The organism is Agrobacterium sp. 5Ca50, from assembly GCF_055381905.1.
Genome location: NZ_AP026438.1, coordinates 3,289,767 through 3,310,400, shown reverse-complemented (window position 1 = coordinate 3,310,400; position 20,634 = coordinate 3,289,767). Strand labels below are relative to the sequence as shown.

Sequence of the window (20,634 nt, the reverse complement as noted above, 5' to 3'; positions counted from 1 at the left end):
ATCTTGTCAGACCGGTTTGACTTTGGGGTGTGACAATCGTCAGAAACTGTCGACAGCTTTTGTTGCAAGTGCAATAACGCGGCGCACAATAAAAATTAAGGCTTACGACATTTTCTGGGCGATGCGCTGGACTCGGCTCAAAAGTCATACTATGAAGATCGTTAAAGCTTGTCAGACATCCAGACAATACGACTGCTTGGAGTGCAGCCGCTGGAATTGCCTGGGTGGGAGGAGAACAATATGACTGACCGTTTGTCGATCACGACAGATATGATTTTGCCTGAAGATGCTGCAACTGCCGTACTGGTTGGCCGCGTCTGGTCCAAGGCTGCCAATGGCCCTTGCCCTGTCGTTCTGAAAGACGGCACCCTTTACGATATTACCAAAATCGCACCTGTCATGTCCGAGGTTCTCGAAAAGAAAAATCTTGTCGAATTGCTGGCAGATGTCTCCGCCTTCCCGGCGTTGGGCGATTTACAATCTTTCCTCGATGGCGTTTCCGGTGAGCTTCTTGCTCCAAACGACCTTCAGGCCGTCAAGGCAGCTGGCGTTACCTTCGCCGACAGCATGCTGGAACGTGTCATCGAAGAGCAGGCCAAGGGTGATCCACTGCGTGCGCAGGAAATCCGTGGCCGTCTGGCGCCTGTGCTGGGTGACAATCTCAAGGGTCTCGAAGCTGGTTCTCCCAAGGCCGCCGAGGTGAAGGCCCTTCTCCAGGATATGGGTCTTTGGTCGCAGTATCTTGAGGTCGGTATCGGCCCGGACGCTGAAATCTTCTCCAAGGCTCAGCCCATGTCCTCCGTTGGCTGCGGTGCGCTGATCGGTGTGCATCCGAAGTCGCAGTGGAATAACCCCGAGCCGGAAGTGGTTCTGGCGGTAACGTCCGACGGTCGTATCGTCGGTGTTGCTTTGGGGAATGACGTCAACTTGCGTGACTTTGAAGGTCGTTCAGCCCTTCTGCTCAGCAAGGCGAAAGACAACAACGCGTCCTGCTCGATTGGTCCGTTTATCCGACTGTTCGACGGCAAGTTTACGCTTGAAGATGTCAAGAAGTCGCAGATTTCTCTGGTTGTTGAAGGGGAAGATGGCTTCACCATGACGGGTGTCAGCCCAATGGAAGCCATCAGCCGCACACCGGAAAATCTGGTATCGCAGCTTCTCAACCGTGATCACCAGTATCCTGATGGTGCCGTCTTTTTCCTCGGCACCATGTTTGCTCCGGTCAAGGATCGTCATGGCCCAGGCCTTGGTTTCACCCATGCAAAGGGTGACCGGGTGGAAATCTCCAGCCCGAAGCTTGGCAAGCTCATCAACCGGGTTGCCTCGACTTCCGATTGCCCTGAATGGACATTCGGCACCGTGGCGTTGATGCGTAATCTGGCCGGGCGTGGCCTTCTTTAAGGACTGCGGGTGCTCCTAGAGCGCCCGTTTTTCTCATTCTCAGTTTAGTAGCAGTGCGTTTTTGAAAGCATCCTGGATCTTTCGACGTCTGCTCATGTTTTCTCAGGGAGGGAAAATGCAAAAGGCGATCAACCTTTTTTACCGGCTTCTCGAGATCATTCTGATTGCTCTGCTTGCTGGCATGGCGATCATGGTTTTCGTGAATGTCGTCATGCGTTACACCATGAACTCCGGTCTCAATGTATCGGAAGAAATGTCGCGCTACTTCTTCGTCTGGATCACCTTCATCGGTGCCGTTTTGACCTTCCGTGAAAATAGCCACATGGGTATCGAAACGTTGGTCATGTTCCTTTCGCGCGGCAAGCGCATTTTCTGTATGATCCTGTCCAACATCATCATTATTGCCTGTTCGGCCATCTTCTTCTGGGGAACCTGGAAGCAGTCGGGCATCAACGCCAGCATGCATGCGCCGGTCACCGGCCTTTCGATGATCTGGGTTTATGGCATTGGCATGTTTACAGGTGCTATGATGTTCATCATTGCTCTTGAGCGATTGTTCCGGTTGCTGACCGGTCGGGTAACCGAAGAGGAAATCGCCGTTTTTGCCGGCGAAAACCTGACAATCGAACAGCTTTCGGAGCGCTGATACATGACACTTCTCGTTTTTGTTGGCTCCCTGCTCGGAGCCATGGCCATCGGGGTTCCGGTTGCATTCTCTTTGATGTTCTGCGGTGTCGTGCTCATGGCCTATATGGGCATGTTCAACACGCAGATCATTGCCCAGAACATGATTGCAGGCGCTGACACATTCACGCTGCTTGCCATTCCATTCTTCATTCTCGCTGGTGAGTTGATGAACTCGGGCGGTCTGTCTCGCCGTATCATCGACTTTGCTATTGCCTGCGTCGGTCACATCCGTGGCGGTCTTGGTATCGTGGCGATTTTCGCTGCTATCATCATGGCGAGTATCTCGGGTTCGGCCGCAGCTGACACGGCAGCTCTTGCTGCTATCCTCATTCCGATGATGGCGAAGGCTGGCTACAATATCCCGCGGTCCGGTGGCCTGATCGCCGCTGGTGGTATCATCGCGCCGGTTATCCCGCCCTCCATGGCATTCATCGTCTTTGGTGTTGCTGCCAACGTTTCGATCACCCAGCTCTTCCTGGCCGGTATCGTGCCCGGTATCTTGATGGGTATTTCCCTGATCATCGCCTGGCTGATCGTTGTTCGCAAAGATGACGTCAAGCCGCTGCCAAAAACCTCTGCCAAAGAACGTTTGCTGGCAACAGGACGTGCCGGTTGGGCTCTCGGTATGCCAGTCATCATTCTCGGCGGTATCAAGGCCGGCGTTGTAACGCCAACCGAAGCTGCGGTTATCGCTGCTGCGTATGCCTTGTTCGTTGGCATGTTTATCTACCGCGAACTTAAACCAGCCGATTTGATGCATGTTCTTCTGCGTGCCGCAAAGAGCACGTCGATCATCATGTTCCTGGTTTGCGCCGCTCTGGTTTCCGCATGGCTGATCACCGCTGCAAACATTCCAAATGAAGTTGCTGGCTACATCGAACCTCTGATTGACCGTCCGATGTTGCTGATGGCTGTCATCATGGTTTTGGTGTTCATCGTCGGAACAGCGCTTGACCTGACACCGACCATTCTGATCCTAACGCCTGTTCTGATGCCAATCGTCAAGCAGGCAGGTATCGACCCGGTTTATTTCGGTGTTCTGTTCATCATTAATAATGCAATTGGCCTTATCACACCACCTGTAGGTGTAGTTCTGAACGTGGTCAGTGGCGTCGGTCGTATTCCGCTGGGCAAGGTCACGGTTGGTGTATGGCCATTCCTTGTTGCTGAAACCATCGTTCTGGCTCTGTTGGTGCTCTTCCCGGACATCGTCCTGGTACCACTGGCTTACCTCAAGTAATCGTTAATCTGTTTTCTCGCTAACAGTCCAAGGGAGGATATTATGAGAAAATTTTTTCTGACCACCACCGCTATTGCTTTCGCTATGGGTGCCGCTGCACCTGCCATGGCAGAATTCAATGATCGCACCATCCGCGTTTCGAACGGCATCAACCAGGATCATCCGGTTGGTAACGGTATCGAAGCCATGCAGGCTTGCCTCAATGATAAGACTGGCAGCAAGCTGAAGTTGACCGCATTCTGGGGTGGCGCTCTCGGCGGCGACTTGCAAGCTACGCAAGCACTGCGTTCCGGCGTTCAGGAAGCAGTTGTAACGTCTTCGTCTCCACTTGTTGGCCTTATCCCGGCTCTCGGCGTATTCGACCTGCCATTCCTCGTTGGCAATGCGAAAGAAGCTGACGCCCTGATGGATGGCGAATTCGGCGACATGATGAACAAGAAGCTGGAAGAGCAGGGCCTCGTAAACCTTGCTTACTGGGAAAACGGTTTCCGTAACCTTTCCAACTCCAAGCATGCTGTTAACAAGTGGGAAGACTTCTCGGGCATGAAAGTGCGCGTGATGCAAAACAACATCTTCCTTGACACGTTCCAGAACCTTGGCGCCAACGCAACGCCAATGGCTTTTGGTGAAGTGTTCTCGGCTCTCGAAACCAACGCTATCGACGCGCAGGAAAACCCCTACGTGACTATCGATACGTCGAAGTTCTACGAAGTTCAGAAGTTTGTTACGGAAACGAACCACGCTTACACGCCGTTCCTGTTCCTCTTCTCCAAGCCAATCTTCGACAGCTACACAGCTGAAGAACAGGCGGCTCTTCGTGAGTGCGCCATCGTTGGCCGTGACGTAGAACGTAAGGTTATCCGCGAACTGAACCAGAAATCTCTGGAGAAGATCAAGGAAGCAGGCCTGCAGGTAAACACGCTTTCGCCAGAAGAGCAGGCCCGTATTCGTGAGAAGTCGGCTGTTGTTTATGAAAAGCACAAGGCAGCCATCGGTGCAGACGTTGTCGACGCCGCTTTGGCCGAGCTGAAGAAAATTCGCGGCGAATAAGCCGGTCATTTTCGACTAAAAAACCCGGCTACTTTTCGGTAGCCGGGTTTTTTGTTGCTTTGTTTTTTGCTTATGCCGCCACTGCCTTGTTCTGACGGTTGGCGATGAGATCTTCAACGACAGCCGGATCGGCAAGGGTCGATGTATCGCCCAGAGACCCGAAGTCATCCTCGGCAATCTTGCGCAGAATGCGGCGCATGATCTTGCCGGAACGGGTTTTCGGCAGGCCTGGAGAAAACTGGATCTTGTCCGGGGTGGCAACCGGGCCGATTTCATTACGGACATGCTTGACCAGTTCCGCGCGCAATGCGTCGTCGCCGACCTGCCCTGCCATCAGCGTCACATAGCAATAGATGCCCTGTCCTTTGATGGAATGCGGATAACCGACCACCGCTGCTTCCGACACTTGATGGTGCGAGACCAGCGCAGATTCGACCTCCGCCGTGCCGAGACGGTGGCCAGAGACGTTCAACACGTCATCGACACGTCCGGTTATCCAGTAATAACCATCTTCGTCACGTCGGCAGCCATCGCCGGTGAAATACTTGCCCTTGTAGGTGGAGAAGTAGGTTTCCACGAAACGGTTATGGTCGCCGTAAACCGTTCGTGCCTGCCCTGGCCAGCTGTCTGTGATGCACAGATTGCCGTCGGCCGGCCCTTCCAGCACATTGCCTTCCGCATCCACCAACTGTGGCTGGACTCCGAAGAACGGACGGGTTGCCGATCCGGGCTTAAGATCCGTCGCACCCGGCAGTGGTGAAATCAGAATACCCCCGGTTTCAGTCTGCCACCATGTGTCGACAATCGGGCTCTGGTCCTCACCAACCACGTGGTAATACCATTCCCATGCCTCTGGGTTGATCGGTTCTCCGACCGAGCCGAGCAGCCGCAGGCTGGAGCGGGAGGAGCGTTTCACGAAGTGATCGCCAGCGCCCATCAACGAACGAAGTGCGGTTGGTGCGGTGTAGAAAATATTGACTTTGTGTTTGTCGATGACTTCCCAGAAACGACCCTGATCCGGGAAGTTCGGCACGCCTTCAAACATCAGCGTAGTCGCGCAATTGGCGAGTGGTCCGTAGACAATATAGGAGTGGCCTGTCACCCAGCCGACGTCAGCCGTACACCAGTAGATATCGCCGTCCTTGTAATCGAACACATATTCATGCGTCATCGACGTGTAGACGAGATAACCGCCTGTGGTGTGCAGCACGCCCTTCGGCTTGCCGGTGGAGCCAGAAGTGTAGAGAATAAACAGCGGGTCTTCCGCACGCATCTTGACCGGTTCGCAATGCGGCTTAACGCTTGCAATTTCCTGATGGTACCAGAAGTCGCGACCAGGTGCCCAACCGGTTTTGCCGCCGGTACGGCGCACAACCAGCACCTTATTGACCATGACATATTGCTTGGCGGCAATGTCGATCGCGGTGTCGGTGTTTTCCTTCAGTGGAATAGGTTTGCCGCCACGAACACCTTCGTCGCAGGTGATAACAAAGGTCGATTCGCAGTCAACGATACGGCCTGCAAGTGCTTCGGGAGAAAAGCCGCCAAACACCACGGAGTGAATTGCGCCGATACGCGCGCAGGCGAGCATCGCGTATGCCGCTTCCGGGATCATCGGCATGTAGATGGTAACGCGGTCACCCTTTTTCACACCATGCTTCTTGAGAACGTTGGCCAGACGGCACACCTGTTCGTACAGCTGGTTATAGGTGATCTTCTTGTCGATATAGGGGTTGTCACCTTCCCAGATGATAGCGGTGCGTTCGCCATGCGTCTTCAGGTGACGGTCAATACAGTTATAGGAAACGTTGGTCAGACCGTCCTCGTACCATTTGATCGGTACCTTGCCTTTAAATGAGGTGTTTTTGACTTTGGTATATGGCTTGAACCAATCGATGCGGCGACCGTGTTTGTCCCAGAACTTTTCCGGATCTTCTACGCTTTCCTGATACCACTTCTGGTAACGGTCATTATCAATCAGTGTTCGGGTTTTCGCCGTTTTCAACACTGGATAGACTTTGGCTGACATGAACTCCTCCTAAAAGCATTACGTCAATTTCGGTTCGGAGACTCCCACCTCCGATATGTGTTTAATTCATAACACTTCGCGCTCGCACGGCAATTAGACAAAGGTCATTTGTGTCCCAAAGAATTGCAATTTCGATACAATACGTTTATAGAGCAGACATATCCCGGAAATTGGTGGTTAATATCCACGGACCGCGACACCGGAGCGGACGGACAGAAGGACTGTATCTATGGCTCAAACACTGCTTATGCCAAAGGCAACCGCCGTATGGCTGGTTGACAACACTGCACTGTCGTTCGAACAGATCGCGACATTCTGCAAGTTGCATCCGCTTGAGGTGAAAGCGATTGCCGACGGCGAAGCGGCACAAGGCATCAAGGGCCTCGACCCTATTGCTACAGGTCAGTTGTCGCGTGATGAAATTGCGCGTGGTGAAGGCAACCCGAACCATAAGCTGAAGCTTTCCGAGCCTAAGGTTCGTGTACCGGAATCCAAGCGTCGTGGCCCACGTTACACGCCAGTTTCCAAGCGTCAGGACCGCCCGAACGCTATTTTGTGGCTGGTGCGTAACCATGCAGAACTGAAAGACGCGCAGATTTCGCGTCTCGTCGGTACAACCAAGTCGACGATTGAGCAGATTCGTGATCGTACGCACTGGAACTCTGCGAACCTCACACCAATGGACCCGGTGACGCTCGGCCTCTGCAGCCAGATCGATCTGGACCTGGAAGTAGAGCGCGCATCGCGCGGTCGTCCGCTGCCGACAGCTGAAGAGCTGGATGCAACGCTGCAGCCAGCTGCCCAGACCGAAGGTCTGGACTTCAACTACCAGCGCGAAGAAGAAAAAGAAATCGACGCTGACGCCGTATTTGCGAAACTGGCATCCCTCAAGTCTTCCAAGAACGACGATGATGAAGAGGATGATCGTTTCTGATCATCTGCCGTTACAAAGCGGAATCGATAAAACCCCGGTGATGAGCCGGGGTTTTTCTTTGGCCATGTTTGCGGTGCAAATCTCGGCATAAAAAAACCGCCCCGGAGGGCGGTTCGAAAGTTTGCGAGGTGCGAGGCCGTAACCTCGCACCGGCTTAAGTGTCTTAGTTGTGGTAAGCAGCTTCGCCGTGCGATGCGAGGTCAAGACCTTCGCGTTCTGCTTCAACCGGTACACGCAGACCAACAATGAGATCAACGAGCTTGTAGAGGACGAAGGAGCCGATACCGCACCATACGATGGTGAGGATAACAGACTTGATCTGTACCCAGACCTGAGCGCCCATGGTCACGCCTTCTGCGTAGCCTACGCCACCCAGAGAAGTGCTTGCGAAGATGCCGGTGCCGATAGCGCCTACGATACCACCAACGCCGTGTACGCCGAATACGTCAGCCGTATCGTCGTAACCGAACTTGTTCTTCACGACAGACACGAAGAAGTAGCAGAATGCCGAGGCAATTGCGCCGAGGAAGATCGCGCCGATCGGGCCAACCGCGCCAGCGGCCGGAGTGACGGCAACGAGGCCGGCGATAACACCGGAGGCAGCGCCGAGCATGGAAGCTTTGCCACGGGCGAAGCTTTCAATCACGCACCATGCAACGATTGCACCTGCTGTTGCAGTAAGCGTGTTGATCATGGCGAGACCTGCAACGCCGTTGGCAGCGGCGGCGGAACCGGCGTTGAAGCCGAACCAGCCAACCCACAGCATCGAAGCGCCGACCATGGTCAGGGTCATCGAGTGAGGAGCCATCATGTCCTTGCCGAAGCCTGTACGCTTGCCGACGAGGATTGCGCCGATAAGACCAGCAACACCAGCATTGATGTGAACAACCGTACCACCTGCGAAGTCAAGTGCACCCCAGTCCCACATCAGGGCGCCGTCGCCCGACCAGACCATGTGAGCAACCGGGAAGTACACGAAGGTAACCCAGAGAATGCAGAACAGGATCACGGCAGAGAACTTGATACGCTCTGCAAATGCACCAACGATCAGCGCTGGCGTGATGCAAGCGAAGGTCAGCTGGAACGAGATGAAGACGTATTCCGGAATGCTGCCGCTGACGCTTTCAGAGGTAACGCCGGACAGGAAGAGCTTTTCGAAGCCGCCGATGAAGGTGTTGAGGCCACCACCGTTGGAGAAGGCAAGGCTGTAACCGTAGAATACCCAGACGATCATGATTGCTGCGGAAACCACGAGGCACTGCATGAGCACTGACAGCATGTTCTTGGAGCGGACGAGACCGCCATAGAACAGGGCGAGGCCCGGCAGGATCATGAAGAGAACCAGAACGGTCGACGTCAGCATCCATGCGGTGTCGCCGGAGTCGATTGTCGGTGCAGCGGCTGCTGCTTCAGCGGCAGGAGCGGCTGCTTCCTGCGCGAAAGCGAAGGCAGGGGCCAAAAGGGCCGCCGTGCCGGCGCCCAGCCGACCGAGAGAGGTAGAAATTCTTGAAAACGACATTGTATAAAACTCCCTGATCAGCCGATTACAACGCTTCAGTGTTGGTTTCGCCGGTGCGGATGCGAACTGCCTGCTCGATCGAGTAGACAAAAATCTTGCCGTCACCGATCTGGCCGGTCTTGGCGGCGGATGCGATTGCCTCGACAGCCTTTTCAACCACATCTGAAGGAACGGCGATTTCAATTTTCAGCTTCGGAAGGAAGCTCACGGCGTATTCCGTGCCACGGTAGATTTCCGTGTGTCCCTTCTGGCGACCGTAACCCTTGACCTCGGTTACGGTCAGGCCCTGGATACCGACAGCGGTGAGTGCTTCGCGCACTTCGTCCAGCTTGAACGGCTTGATAATGGCCATCACAATTTTCATCAGGTTTCCCATCCTTTGTTTTTCCTCGGCACGGAGCCGACTCTCCTTGCCGCTGGCGGCGCACTGAACAGCGACTGCAGCTATACATTCAAGGCGCGTGCCAGTTTTGAGGATGGGGAATAAGTTATTGAAAAGTAAAAGCTATATTCTTACAGTCTGTTTTGGAGGCATTTGTTTGCACAATAATCGCGCAATAATTATGCAGTTTGAAATTTAAGCGCAAAATTTAATCATTTGCTCTTTTCCGAATCAAACCTTCCTGTGTAACCGATGCAATCAGCACACCATCTCGCGTCATGATACTGCCGCGGGTAAGACCTCTCGCTCCGGATGCACTTGGGCTGTCCTGCGAATAAAGCAGCCAATCATCCAGCTTGCATGGACGGTGGAACCACATGGCGTGGTCAAGGCTGGCAACCTGGATACTGGGATCAAAAATCGTTGTGCCATGCGCATAAAGCGAGGTGTCGAGCAGCGTCATATCCGAGAGGTAGGCGAGAATTGCTGCCTGGAAACAGCGGTCATCGGGCACGTCGCCAACGGCGCGCACCCAGACATCCTGATTGGGCGCCAGCTTCTCGTTGGAGATGTAATGGGCCAGCGATACCGGCTTTATCTCGATCGGCCGTTTGTTCTGCCAGTATTTGCGGATCATCGGCGGCGCTTTTGCCAAGAAGGCTTCTTGCAATTGGGTTTCGCTGAGCAGCGATTCCGGTGCTGGAACCTTTGGTGCTGGCATTTGATGGTCGTAACCTTCTTCCTCGATCTGGAACGAAGCCGACATCGAGAAGATCGGTTCGCCGTGCTGGATGGCGACGACACGGCGGGTATTGAAGCTGGAGCCGTTCCGGATGCGTTCAACCTGATAGATAATCGGCACCGAGGGATCACCGGGTCGCATGAAATAGGCATGCAGTGAATGGATGAACCGATCTGCATCGACGGTGCGATGTGCAGCCACCAGAGCTTGAGCGATGACCTGTCCGCCGAAAACCCGTTGCCAGCCAATTTGCGGGCTTGTGCCACGAAACAGGTTCTCCTCGAGCTTTTCCAGATCGAGTGTATCAACCAGTTTGTGCATGGCGGATTTTTCCGTCGGATCGGAATCAATCGTCATTCAGCTTTGCTCCTGCTGTAGGAAGATGGATTTCCATGGTCTATAGTGCCGGGGCAATATTCTCAAGAATGCAGGAGTTTGATTATGCTGGATGTGGTGATTGCCGGGGGCGGATATGTCGGACTTGCCGTTGCTGTCGCCATCAAGCAGGCGGCTCCACATATGCAGGTCGAGATCGTCGAGGCGGCACCGCAGGATGTGTGGAAAAAGGATATGCGTGCCTCGGCGATTATTTCAGCGGCAACCCGTATGCTCGACGTGTTCGGCATCTGGAGCGAGATCGAGCCGGAGGCTGAGCCTATCCGCAAGATGATCGTGACGGACTCCAAGACGACAGATCCGGTTCGCCCGGTATTCCTGACCTTTGATGGCGAAGTAGAAGAGGGACGCCCCTTCGCGCATATGATTCCCAATGTTGCGATCGTCGGCGCCTTGAGAGGCCTTTGTGATCGTCTCGGTATTACCATTCGCCACGGTCTCACAGTGTCCGGTTTTGTTACCGGTGCCCAGAGCACCAGCATCAGCCTGTCCGATGGCAATGTTCTCGATGCCAGATTGTTGGTCGCCTGTGACGGCGTTCGATCCTCTCTGCGCGATATGGCCGGTATCAAGACGGTTCGCTGGGACTATGATCAGTCCGGTATCGTCACGACGGTAGAACATGAGCGCCCTCATAATGGTGTGGCTGAAGAGCATTTCTTGCCATCCGGACCATTTGCTGTACTGCCGCTCAAGGGCAATCGCTCATCGCTGGTGTGGACTGAACGTCGCGCCGATGCCGATAAGTTGGTGGCATCCGATGACTTCCTGTTTGATGAAGAACTTGAACGCCGCTTTGGCCACAAGCTTGGTTCTGTCCGTGCGGTTGGTCCTCGTCGGGCGTTTCCGCTTGGCCTGACACTTGCGAGGGCTTTCGTCGCACCACGCTTTGCGCTGGCGGGCGATGCTGCCCACGGCATTCATCCAATCTCAGGCCAAGGCCTGAACCTTGGTTATAAGGATGTAGCAGCACTGGCCGAAACGATCGTTGAAGCAGATCGGCTGGGCCTCGACATCGGCTCGCTGAATGTTCTGGAGCGTTATCAGGCATGGCGCCGGTTCGATACGCTACGCATGGGCATAACGACAGATGTGCTCAACCGCCTTTTCTCGAATGACAGCACGCCAATCCGCGTTGTGCGTGATCTGGGCCTGGGGCTTGTCGACCGACTGCCAGCTTTGAAGTCTTATTTCATCGATCAAGCCGCGGGTCTGGCGGGTGAAAGCAGTCCGAAACTTCTGGCAGGACAGCCGCTTTAAGGGCGTTTCCTTCGCCCAAAAAGGGATGATGTTTGATGTCAAAGACGGCTCGGTTGGGCCGTCTTTTTGCATTTGGACATCACTTGGGTGTCGTCTCGAAAACCCCTCGGGTTTTACGACTGCCCGCTACCCTGCAAATGTTAACGCTGCGATGAAATTGCGCGTCAGCAGTTTGCGTTATCCACATAATCGTATGGTTAACAAACTATTATTCCACAATATATGGTGGAGAACAAACCGGGAAACTTTCGATGTCTGTGATTCGTCAGCGATTCGTTCTCCATTTACTCCAAAGGTTAATGCGTCAATATCGTGTTTTCAGAAGAATTTGAAAATTATCTATATTTTTCAGAATCTTAAAGGTGATTTATTCAAATTTTAACAATCTATTTACGAAGGTAAATGAAAGCCGGCTCGAATGCGGCGCATGTTCTTAACCGGATTCAGCATGTCGTGCAGGTCGACGATTAAGAAACCATATGTTGCGGTGAACAAACCCTGAATCTCATGGAGTCAGCGATTCGTCGCTGATTCGTTCGCACGCTGTTCCAAATGTTAATTCCGGCATTGTTTTCCCGGATTCGAAAACCGTCACAGACATGGAAAAATGCGCTTTGCTGCAAACATTCCTTGCCTTTGTCGCTGCTCATCGCCATGTGTTAAGTCCATGCTTCTGGCGGATTGTCGTCCGGTGAAGCGACAGGCATGACCATCGCACGGACAGTACGTTGAATTTTCAACCAATGATCTTGAGCGGGCGCGGCGTAACCGCCGTACTCGGACCCACCAATACCGGCAAAACGCACTATGCGATTGAGCGCATGGTTGCGCATGGCAGCGGTATCATTGGTCTGCCTTTGCGTCTGCTCGCACGTGAGGTTTACACGCGTCTGGTCGAGAAGGTTGGCGTCGCCAATGTCGCGCTGGTGACAGGCGAAGAGAAGATTTCTCCGCCCAAGGCACGTTTTTCCGTCTGCACCGTTGAGGCCATGCCACGCGAAACCAATGCGTCTTTTGTGGCCATCGACGAAGTCCAGCTGGCTGGCGATCTGGAGCGCGGGCATATTTTTACCGACCGCCTGCTGCATCTGCGCGGACGGGAGGAAACACTTTTCCTCGGTGCCGGTACCATGCGGCCCATTTTACAAAAGCTGCTTCCCGGTATCACCATCGTTGAGCGTCCGCGTCTGTCGCAACTTTTTTATGCCGGGCAGAAAAAAATCACCCGTCTGCCGCAACGCTCGGCAATTGTCGCGTTTTCGGCGGATGAAGTTTATGCGATCGCCGAGCTGATAAAACGTCAGCGTGGTGGTGCTGCCGTGGTTATGGGCGCTCTGTCTCCGCGCACCCGTAATGCGCAGGTCGGCTTATACCAGGCGGGTGATGTGGAGTATCTCGTTGCGACCGATGCCATTGGCATGGGCCTCAATCTGGATGTCGACCACGTTGCTTTCGCTCAAGACCGCAAGTTCGACGGTTATCAGTTCCGCAATCTGAACCCCGGAGAGCTGGGACAGATCGCCGGTCGTGCTGGCCGTCATCTGCGTGATGGCACTTTTGGTGTCACCGGTCGCGTCGAACCTTTCGATGATGAGTTGGTGGAACGCATTGAAGCGCATGAATTCGATGCGGTGAAGGTTTTGCAGTGGCGCAGCAAGGCGCTTGACTATTCCTCGATTGGAAATCTGCGCTCAAGCCTTGAAGTGGCACCTGCTCTTCAAGGCTTGTCGCGTGCTTTGCCTGCTGTGGACCAGCAGGCGCTTGATTATCTTGCCCGTTATCCGGAAATCATTGATCTCACCACTACCCCGGAGAGAGTGGAACGGCTATGGGAAGCATGTGCACTGCCTGACTACCGGCGAATCACACCTGCCCAGCATGCCGATCTGATTTCGACACTCTATTTCGATCTCGTTCGTCGCGGCACGGTGAATGAAGATTTCATGGCCGAGCAGGTGCGCAGGGCTGACCGAACCGATGGCGAAATAGATACGCTGTCGGCACGGATTGCGCAGATAAGAACATGGACGTATGTATCCAACCGTCCCGGATGGCTTGCCGATCCGACACACTGGCAAGAAAAGACGCGGGAAATCGAGGATCGATTGTCCGATGCGCTACATGAAAGGTTGACGAAACGCTTTGTAGATCGCAGGACATCTGTGCTCATGAAGCGCCTGAGAGAGAATGCGATGCTTGAAGCTGAAATCAGTGTGAATGGTGATGTCTTCGTTGAAGGACATCACGTCGGTCAATTGGCGGGATTCCGGTTTACGCCAATAAGCGGAACCGAAGGTCCAGATGCCAAGGCCGTACAGTCGGCTGCGCAGAAGGCGCTTGCCCTCGAATATGAGGCACGTGCTGCCCGTCTGCATGCCAGCGGCAATAATGATCTGGCGCTTGGCTCGGATGGTGCGGTGCGTTGGCTCGGTGAGCCTGTTGCCCGGCTTGCCGCCGGCGACAATATCATGAAGCCACGTGTCATTATGCTGGCTGATGAACAGTTGAACGGAAATGCGCGTGAACACGCCGTTGCCCGTATCGAACGTTTCGTCAATCACCAGATTGCGACGATCCTCAAGCCGCTGGATGATATTTCCCGCGCTGAAGATTTGCAGGGACTGGCGAAGGGGCTGGCTTTCCAGCTCGTCGAAAACCTTGGTGTGCTGTTCCGTCGCGACGTGGCCGAAGAGGTAAAGTCGCTCGATCAGGACGCGCGCGCATCCATGCGCCGTTACGGCGTGCGTTTTGGCGCTTACCACATTTTCCTGCCTGCGCTTTTGAAGCCAGCACCAGCCGAACTTGTGACCCTGCTTTGGGCGCTCAAGAACGACGGTCTTGGCAATGCCGGTTATGGCGATCTTATCCCGGTTCTGGCTGCTGGTCGTACGTCTGTCGTCACTGACCCGAGCTTCGACCGCATGTTCTATAAGCTGGCCGGTTTCCGTTTCCTCGGAAAGCGCGCCGTTCGTATCGACATTCTGGAGCGTCTGGCGGATATCATCCGTCCGCTGCTGCAGTGGAAGCCCGGCGCGCAGCCGCGTCCTGAGGGCGCATATGACGGCCGTCGTTTCACCACGACTACGGGTATGCTCTCCATTCTCGGCGCTACGCTGGATGACATGGAAGAAATTCTCAAGGGTCTTGGTTATCGTGCAGATCAGGTAAGCGCTGAAGATGCAGCGACCTTCCTGGCAGGCCAGAGTGGTCAGGCTGCTGCTTCCGCTGAAGCGCCAGTTGGCGAAGAGGCTGGTGACGAGCATGACGCTGATGCGGCTGAACACGAGGTTTCTGCCGAAGAAACCAAGGCTGTAGCGGAAGAGGCGGTTGCATCTGCTGAAGCGCCTCATTCTTCCGATGCGTCTGCTGAAACAGCCGAACCAAAGCCGGTTCTGTTGTGGCGTCCAGGTGGACGTAATGAAAACCAGCGTAACGACAACCGCCGTCAAGGTCACGGGCAGTCCCGTGGCCAGGGTGAACGTCGCAACGAAGGTGGCGAAGGTCGTGACCGCAATCGTGCCGCTGCCGGCCGTGATGGTAATCGCGAAAACAATCGTGACGGTGAACGCAAGCGTGATGGTGGTCAAAGACCAGATCGTGGCAACCGCAACGACCGTGGCGAGCGCAAGGACAAGCACGATCGCAATGACCGTGGCGGAAAGCCGCAGTCGCAGCGTTTCGAATCCAAGCCACCGCGCAAGGAGAAGCCGCTGGATCCGGATTCACCTTTCGCGAAGCTCGCTGCGCTCAAGGAACAAATGAAGAAATAAGCTCATGGACGAAGAACAGTCAGGTCAGCACGCGCGCCAGCGCATCGACAAATGGCTGTTCTTCGCTCGCATGGCGAAATCCCGTTCAATCGCGCAAAGCCATGTCCAGTCCGGCCATGTGCGTGTCAACGGAACAGTCATCCGGCAGGCAAGCCATATGGTGAAGCCGGGTGACAAGCTGGAAATCAGCTTCGACCGAATGGATCGTATTCTTGTCGTGAAGTCCGCTGGTGACAGACGCGGACCTTATGAGGAAGCCAAACTCCTCTATGATGACCAGACGCCACCGCGTGAAAAGACGACGCGGTTGACCCTGCTTGAGCAGGCGGTACGGCAGCCGGGAGCAGGGCGGCCGACCAAAAAAGAGCGTCGTGAACTGGATAAGTTCATCAATACTGCCAACGACGTTTCCGACTAGAATATATGACTAAATCACACATGTTTTGTGAAATAATTATTCTTGCCTTCACTGTGTAAAGGCATTACGTCACTGGCAAAAATACCAATACCGCAAGTCCGGGCTGCGGATTTTTGCCAAAGCCTTCATTCCCGGAACGTGTATTCTGGAGTTCTTCATGACATATGTCGTGACCGACAATTGCATTCGCTGCAAATATACTGACTGCGTTGAAGTCTGCCCTGTGGACTGCTTCTACGAGGGTGAGAACTTCCTCGCCATCAATCCCGATGAGTGCATCGACTGTGGCGTATGCGAACCGGAATGTCCCGCCGAAGCCATCAAGCCGGACACCGAGCCAGGTCTTGATGAGTGGCTGAAGCTGAACGCCGAATATTCGCAGATCTGGCCGAACATCACCATCAAACGTGACGCGATGCCTGAAGCCAAGGAAATGGATGGCGTCTCAGGTAAGCTGGCGCTGTATTTCTCTGCCGAACCCGGTAGCGGCGACTGATAAGGTTTTGATAAGCTTGGAAATGGAAAAGCCCTTGTTGCTGCTGCACAAGGGCTTTTGTGTATCTGTTACCCGCTGCGGCCGGATTGCAGTGTGGTAGACAACAGCGTCAGAAGAGCCACGCTGTCCTCCAGGCTTTGACGCTGGCGGCTCTGCAGGATCGCGGCCTGCAACCGGTTCATCTCACGCGCAATCGCCGCTGGCTGCCATGTACGCAGCGCACGCTCGATGATCGGCTTGCGGCGGAAATGGATATGCCGGCCAAGTGTCTGCATGACCTGGCCTGCCTGCAGTTTTTTTTCGTCCATTTCCGCGCGCATCTGGTCCAGAAGCTGGAACTGGCGAAGGCAGCCTTGCAACACCAGAAAGATTGGCGTTTTGGACGATACGATTTTTTGCGTCGCATGGAAAAATGCGTTGCGGTCACCCTTCAGGATGGCGTCAACCGCATCGTCTGCGGATATGGCGCTGGCATCACCAATAATGGCCAGCACATCCTCTTCCTCAATAACGCTGTTTCCACGGCAGTAGAGGCCCAGCTTGCGGATTTCGTTGCGCGAGGCAATGCGATCGCCGCCCAGCGATTCTATCAGCCTCTGGCGGGCTGCAGGCGCTATTCTCAACTCATCCTGAGCCAGTTCATGATCAATCAGGGCGTTGAGCGCTCGGGCATCGTCGGCATAGCAGGGAATGATGGCGATATCTCTGGATGCCTCAGCGATCTTGCGAAGGCCGGTCCCTTTTTTCAGATCTCCGGCTTCGATGATCAGGAATGCAGATTGCGGAGGGGTCTCGTTGAGAACCTGCAATGCGTCGACCAAAGCTTTTTCGTTTGCCGCACCCTTGACCCATACCAGCTTTTCGCCACCGAACAGTCCGATAGCGTTGACTTCATCCAGCAAGCGGCCAGGATCGCCCTGCAAATCGCCGACGTTCAGTTTGAGTGAGGAGAAAGCGTCGTTGGCATCAATGCCTGTCTTGGACGCGATTAGCGATGCACGCTCCGATACGAGGCCGCGATCGGGACCGTAGACGACAAACATGCGAAACCGCTCCACCGGTTTTTCGGCGAAGCGGTCAAATTCATGGGACTTTATTTCCGCCATGCTGGCGTCTCAACGGCTCAGTGCAGAGGCGATGTCCGTACGGATCACTTCCGCGACTTCACGCACGGCACGGTCCTGTGCATCACGGATCGCACGCATATTGGCGAATTGCTGCTGCGGAAGGTCAACCATCGAGGTCACCGTCCGTGTGGCGGAGCGAATGACCTTCTGGTCGGAAATGCGAACCAGAACATATTGTGCTGACACGTCGACACGGCCTGGATAATGACCTTCAAACGTATTGTCCGGCAGGTTCAGATAGAGGTCATTGTCGTTTACTTCTGTCGAGGTCGACGATGACGACACAACGAGCTTCACCTCATATTCCGGCTTCACAGGTTCACCTGCGCCACCAGCGGACTTGAAGATCAGTTCGTTGCGCAGAGCCTGCGCAATGCGGCCGGTCACCGGTGCGTACTGCACCGATGCCAGCTTTTCAGTGGTTCCTGATTCCTTGGAATACAGCGGGCGCACCTGACAGCCGGCGAGAGCACCGGACAAAACAATTGCGCAAACCACGAACGCGATGCGGCTCCATCCGGAAGAGACGTTAGACGACAATGTTCACAATCCTTTGAGGAACCACAATGATCTTTTTCGGCGCGTTACCTGCCAATGCCGTGACAACGGCATCGAGCGCAAGCACGGCAGCTTTGACGGCATCTTGATCCGCATCGCGCGCGATTGTCAATTCTGCACGTTTCTTGCCGTTTATCTGTACTGGCATAACGACTTCATTTTCCTCAACCAGCTTTGCAATGAATGCTGGCCAAGGGGTTTGAGCAACGAGTCCGTCATTGCCAATTACAGTCCAGCACTCTTCCGCCAGGTGCGGCGTCATCGGTGCGATCATGCGAATAAGGATTTCAGCGGCATCACGTGCTGCTGCCTTGTCCGCATCGGATTTGCCACCGGCCGCGATATCGGCAAACGGGCCGGCAATGGTGTTGACCAATTCGTAGATGCGGGCAATTGCCTTGTTGAATGCCAGCTTGTCCAGGTCTTCCTGCACTGCCTTCAGCGTCTTGTGCGCGGCCTTGGACACTGCAAGAAGCGGGCCCTCGGTTGCCGGAGCCGCCTTGACAGTCTTCAGTTCGTCGGCAGCCTCGCCAATGATGCGCCAGACGCGCTGCACGAAGCGGTGTGCGCCTTCAACACCAGATTCTGACCAGATCACGTCACGATCAGGTGGTGAATCGGATAGTACGAAGAAACGCGCCGTGTCGGCACCGTAGGACGCGATGATATCATCGGGATCAACGACGTTTTTCTTCGACTTCGACATCTTTTCGATGGAGCCGATTTTTACCTCTTCGCCGTTCGACAGCAGGAAAGCACGACGTGTGCCGTCGGCTTCGTCAATCCGCAGGTCCGCCGGCGGCACCCATTCGCGGCTCATACCTTCGCCACGGCTGTAGGTTTCGTGCACAACCATGCCCTGTGTGAACAGGCCCTTGAAGGGCTCCTTCACATCCACATGTCCTGTTTCCCGCATGGCGCGCGTAAAGAAACGCGAATAGAGCAGGTGAAGGATCGCGTGTTCGATACCACCAATATACTGATCGACTGGCAGCCAGTGGTTGGCGACCTTCGGATCTGTTGGTTTGTCTTCCCATGGTGCCGTAAAGCGGGTGAAGTACCAGCTGGAATCGACGAATGTATCCATCGTGTCTGTTTCACGACGTGCATCCTTGCCGCATTGCGGGCAGGACACGTGGCGCCATGTGGGATGGCGGTCCAACGGGTTGCCAGGAACGTCAAACGTTACATCGTCAGGCAGCTTGACCGGCAGGTCCTTCTTCGGAACCGGCACGACGCCGCAGACTTCGCAGTGAATGACCGGGATCGGGCAGCCCCAATAACGCTGGCGTGAAATACCCCAGTCACGCAGGCGGAAGTTCACCTTGCGCTCGGCTTGTGGCTCATTGCCCAGCGTCTGTGCCGACAGCTTGGAAACAACGGCTTCAAAGGCGTCGGCGGTTGTCATGCCGTCGAGGAAGCGTGAGTTGATCATCACGCCGTCATCGACATAGGCCGTGTCGCCAACCGCAAATGTCTGCGCATCTTCGCCTTCCGGCATAACGACAGCGACAACCGGCAGATCGTATTTGCGTGCGAAATCAAGGTCACGTTGGTCGCCGGACGGGCAACCGAAAATCGCGCCGGTGCCGTAATCCATCAGCACGAAGTTGGCGATGTAAACGGGCAGTTCCCAGGATGCGTCCAGTGGGTGAACGACCTTGACGCCGGTATCCATGCCCTTCTTTTCAGCGGTTTCCAGTGCTGCCAGCGATGTGCCCTGACGGCGGCATTCTTCGCAGAATGCAGCAATCTCAGGGTTGTTGGCAGACAATGCGCGGGCCAGCGGATGGTCGGCAGAGATGGCCAGGAACGATGCGCCAAACAGCGTGTCAGGGCGTGTGGTGTAGACGGTAACGTCAGAGAAACCCTGTGGCGCGGTTGCAGCCACGGTTTCCCAACGCAGCGAGAGGCCTTCGGACTTGCCGATCCAGTTCTTCTGCATCAGACGTACTTTTTCTGGCCACTGGTCGAGCGTGTCCAGCGCTTCCAGAAGATCTTCCGCAAAGTCGGTGATCTTGAAGAACCACTGAGTCAGCTCGCGCTGTTCAACCAGAGCGCCGGAGCGCCAGCCACGACCATCGATAACCTGCTCATTGGCAAGAACGGTGTGGTCGACCGGGTCCCAGTTGACCTTTGACTGCTTGCGATGAACCAGGCCCTTTTGCATGAAGTCGATAAAGAGCGCCTGCTGGCGATGGTAATATTCCACGTCGCATGTCGCGAACTCACGGCTCCAATCCAGGGACAGGCCCATGGACTTCAGCTGGTTACGCATGGTTGCGATGTTCTGATAGGTCCAGTCCTTCGGGTGAACCTTGTTCTGCATGGCGGCGTTTTCAGCAGGCATGCCGAATGCGTCCCAACCCATTGGATGCAAAACATTATAACCGCGGGCACGCTTGTAGCGCGCGACGACATCACCCATGGCGTAGTTGCGTACGTGGCCCATGTGGATGCGGCCCGACGGATAGGGAAACATCTCAAGAACGTAGTACTTCTCGCGCGGGTCGGCGTTATCGGTTTCGAAGACCTTGTCTTCATTCCACTTCTGCTGCCAGCGTGGCTCGGCATCGCGAGGATTGTAACGTTCGGTGGCCATTCTCAAAATCCGGTATCCATGGG

16 protein-coding genes are annotated in these 20,634 nt (G+C 54.9%); 9 read left to right on the top strand and 7 right to left on the bottom strand.

Translation table 11 applies throughout. The annotated features are described in order from the left end of the window. Positions 1–240 precede the first annotated feature (240 nt). The 4 genes from ACZ5FM_RS15940 to ACZ5FM_RS15925 all read left to right on the top strand — a co-directional run bounded on the left by ACZ5FM_RS15940 (position 241) and on the right by ACZ5FM_RS15925 (position 4,378). On the top strand, positions 241–1,401 hold the full coding sequence (locus ACZ5FM_RS15940) for a fumarylacetoacetate hydrolase family protein (protein WP_250984221.1): 1,161 nt from the start codon (positions 241–243) through the stop codon (positions 1,399–1,401). 115 nt (positions 1,402–1,516) lie between these two features. Beyond that, complete coding sequence (locus ACZ5FM_RS15935; protein WP_250984222.1) at positions 1,517–2,047, top strand: TRAP transporter small permease; 531 nt, start codon at positions 1,517–1,519, stop codon at positions 2,045–2,047. Positions 2,048–2,050: 3 nt separating this feature from the next. Beyond that, a complete protein-coding gene (locus ACZ5FM_RS15930) occupies positions 2,051–3,328 on the top strand; it encodes a TRAP transporter large permease (protein ID WP_192490495.1) in 1,278 nt (425 codons plus the stop codon). A gap of 42 nt (positions 3,329–3,370) precedes the next feature. Continuing rightward, positions 3,371–4,378, top strand: a complete 1,008-nt coding sequence (locus tag ACZ5FM_RS15925) for a TRAP transporter substrate-binding protein (protein WP_250984223.1) — start codon at positions 3,371–3,373, stop codon at positions 4,376–4,378. Positions 4,379–4,448: 70 nt separating this feature from the next. Here ACZ5FM_RS15925 and acs read toward each other — a convergent pair whose 3' ends face one another. Beyond that, on the bottom strand, positions 4,449–6,407 hold the full coding sequence (gene acs / locus ACZ5FM_RS15920; RefSeq protein WP_192490493.1) for an acetate--CoA ligase: 1,959 nt from the start codon (positions 6,405–6,407) through the stop codon (positions 4,449–4,451). Between the two features lie 229 nt (positions 6,408–6,636). Here acs and ACZ5FM_RS15915 point away from each other — a divergent pair, with 229 nt between their 5' ends. Then, positions 6,637–7,341 (top strand): DUF1013 domain-containing protein, encoded by a 705-nt coding sequence (locus ACZ5FM_RS15915; protein WP_464039202.1) that lies wholly within the window; start codon positions 6,637–6,639, stop codon positions 7,339–7,341. A gap of 163 nt (positions 7,342–7,504) precedes the next feature. Here ACZ5FM_RS15915 and ACZ5FM_RS15910 read toward each other — a convergent pair whose 3' ends face one another. The 3 genes from ACZ5FM_RS15910 to tesB all read right to left on the bottom strand — a co-directional run bounded on the left by ACZ5FM_RS15910 (position 7,505) and on the right by tesB (position 10,341). After that, a complete protein-coding gene (locus ACZ5FM_RS15910; RefSeq protein WP_192490491.1) occupies positions 7,505–8,860 on the bottom strand; it encodes an ammonium transporter in 1,356 nt (451 codons plus the stop codon). A gap of 25 nt (positions 8,861–8,885) precedes the next feature. Further along, complete coding sequence (locus ACZ5FM_RS15905) at positions 8,886–9,236, bottom strand: P-II family nitrogen regulator (RefSeq protein WP_192490490.1); 351 nt, start codon at positions 9,234–9,236, stop codon at positions 8,886–8,888. Between the two features lie 214 nt (positions 9,237–9,450). Next, the gene (gene tesB, locus ACZ5FM_RS15900) at positions 9,451–10,341 is read right to left on the bottom strand and encodes an acyl-CoA thioesterase II (RefSeq protein WP_250984224.1); all 891 of its coding nucleotides are present in this window, start codon (positions 10,339–10,341) and stop codon (positions 9,451–9,453) included. 84 nt (positions 10,342–10,425) lie between these two features. Here tesB and ACZ5FM_RS15895 point away from each other — a divergent pair, with 84 nt between their 5' ends. From ACZ5FM_RS15895 to fdxA, 4 genes are all read left to right on the top strand, one after another. After that, positions 10,426–11,640, top strand: coding sequence for a ubiquinone biosynthesis hydroxylase (locus ACZ5FM_RS15895; protein WP_464039201.1), 1,215 nt, complete (start codon positions 10,426–10,428; stop codon positions 11,638–11,640). Positions 11,641–12,383: 743 nt separating this feature from the next. Beyond that, positions 12,384–15,410 carry a helicase-related protein gene (locus tag ACZ5FM_RS15890; protein ID WP_464040485.1) on the top strand — a complete coding sequence of 1,009 codons (3,027 nt, stop codon included), beginning with the start codon at positions 12,384–12,386 and terminating at the stop codon, positions 15,408–15,410. 4 nt (positions 15,411–15,414) lie between these two features. Next, complete coding sequence (locus ACZ5FM_RS15885; protein WP_250984226.1) at positions 15,415–15,828, top strand: RNA-binding S4 domain-containing protein; 414 nt, start codon at positions 15,415–15,417, stop codon at positions 15,826–15,828. A gap of 157 nt (positions 15,829–15,985) precedes the next feature. Next, the gene (gene fdxA, locus ACZ5FM_RS15880) at positions 15,986–16,324 is read left to right on the top strand and encodes a ferredoxin FdxA (protein WP_192490487.1); all 339 of its coding nucleotides are present in this window, start codon (positions 15,986–15,988) and stop codon (positions 16,322–16,324) included. Between the two features lie 68 nt (positions 16,325–16,392). On the opposite strand, the gene holA is transcribed toward fdxA, so the two are convergent. From holA to leuS, 3 genes are read right to left on the bottom strand one after another with little or no spacing between them, the layout of a single operon-like run. Further along, a complete protein-coding gene (gene holA / locus ACZ5FM_RS15875) occupies positions 16,393–17,430 on the bottom strand; it encodes a DNA polymerase III subunit delta (RefSeq protein ID WP_312947105.1) in 1,038 nt (345 codons plus the stop codon). Between the two features lie 9 nt (positions 17,431–17,439). Then, entirely contained in the window at positions 17,440–17,991 is a 552-nt protein-coding gene (locus ACZ5FM_RS15870) for an LPS assembly lipoprotein LptE (protein WP_250984228.1), read from the bottom strand. Continuing rightward, positions 17,981–20,611, bottom strand: a complete 2,631-nt coding sequence (leuS, locus tag ACZ5FM_RS15865) for a leucine--tRNA ligase (protein ID WP_464039200.1) — start codon at positions 20,609–20,611, stop codon at positions 17,981–17,983. Before leuS ends, ACZ5FM_RS15870 begins: the two co-directional genes overlap by 11 nt. Positions 20,612–20,634 lie beyond the last annotated feature (23 nt).

Bases quoted from the DNA above. Each gene is read 5' to 3' on its own strand.
- ACZ5FM_RS15940 (WP_250984221.1), top strand. From the start codon at position 241: ATGACTGACCGTTTGTCGATCACGACAGATATGATTTTGCCTGAAGAT.
- ACZ5FM_RS15935 (WP_250984222.1), top strand. From the start codon at position 1,517: ATGCAAAAGGCGATCAACCTTTTTTACCGGCTTCTCGAGATCATTCTG.
- ACZ5FM_RS15930 (WP_192490495.1), top strand. From the start codon at position 2,051: ATGACACTTCTCGTTTTTGTTGGCTCCCTGCTCGGAGCCATGGCCATC.
- ACZ5FM_RS15925 (WP_250984223.1), top strand. From the start codon at position 3,371: ATGAGAAAATTTTTTCTGACCACCACCGCTATTGCTTTCGCTATGGGT.
- acs (WP_192490493.1), bottom strand. From the start codon at position 6,407: ATGTCAGCCAAAGTCTATCCAGTGTTGAAAACGGCGAAAACCCGAACA.
- ACZ5FM_RS15915 (WP_464039202.1), top strand. From the start codon at position 6,637: ATGGCTCAAACACTGCTTATGCCAAAGGCAACCGCCGTATGGCTGGTT.
- ACZ5FM_RS15910 (WP_192490491.1), bottom strand. From the start codon at position 8,860: ATGTCGTTTTCAAGAATTTCTACCTCTCTCGGTCGGCTGGGCGCCGGC.
- ACZ5FM_RS15905 (WP_192490490.1), bottom strand. From the start codon at position 9,236: ATGGGAAACCTGATGAAAATTGTGATGGCCATTATCAAGCCGTTCAAG.
- tesB (WP_250984224.1), bottom strand. From the start codon at position 10,341: ATGACGATTGATTCCGATCCGACGGAAAAATCCGCCATGCACAAACTG.
- ACZ5FM_RS15895 (WP_464039201.1), top strand. From the start codon at position 10,426: ATGCTGGATGTGGTGATTGCCGGGGGCGGATATGTCGGACTTGCCGTT.
- ACZ5FM_RS15890 (WP_464040485.1), top strand. From the start codon at position 12,384: ATGATCTTGAGCGGGCGCGGCGTAACCGCCGTACTCGGACCCACCAAT.
- ACZ5FM_RS15885 (WP_250984226.1), top strand. From the start codon at position 15,415: ATGGACGAAGAACAGTCAGGTCAGCACGCGCGCCAGCGCATCGACAAA.
- fdxA (WP_192490487.1), top strand. From the start codon at position 15,986: ATGACATATGTCGTGACCGACAATTGCATTCGCTGCAAATATACTGAC.
- holA (WP_312947105.1), bottom strand. From the start codon at position 17,430: ATGGCGGAAATAAAGTCCCATGAATTTGACCGCTTCGCCGAAAAACCG.
- leuS (WP_464039200.1), bottom strand. From the start codon at position 20,611: ATGGCCACCGAACGTTACAATCCTCGCGATGCCGAGCCACGCTGGCAG.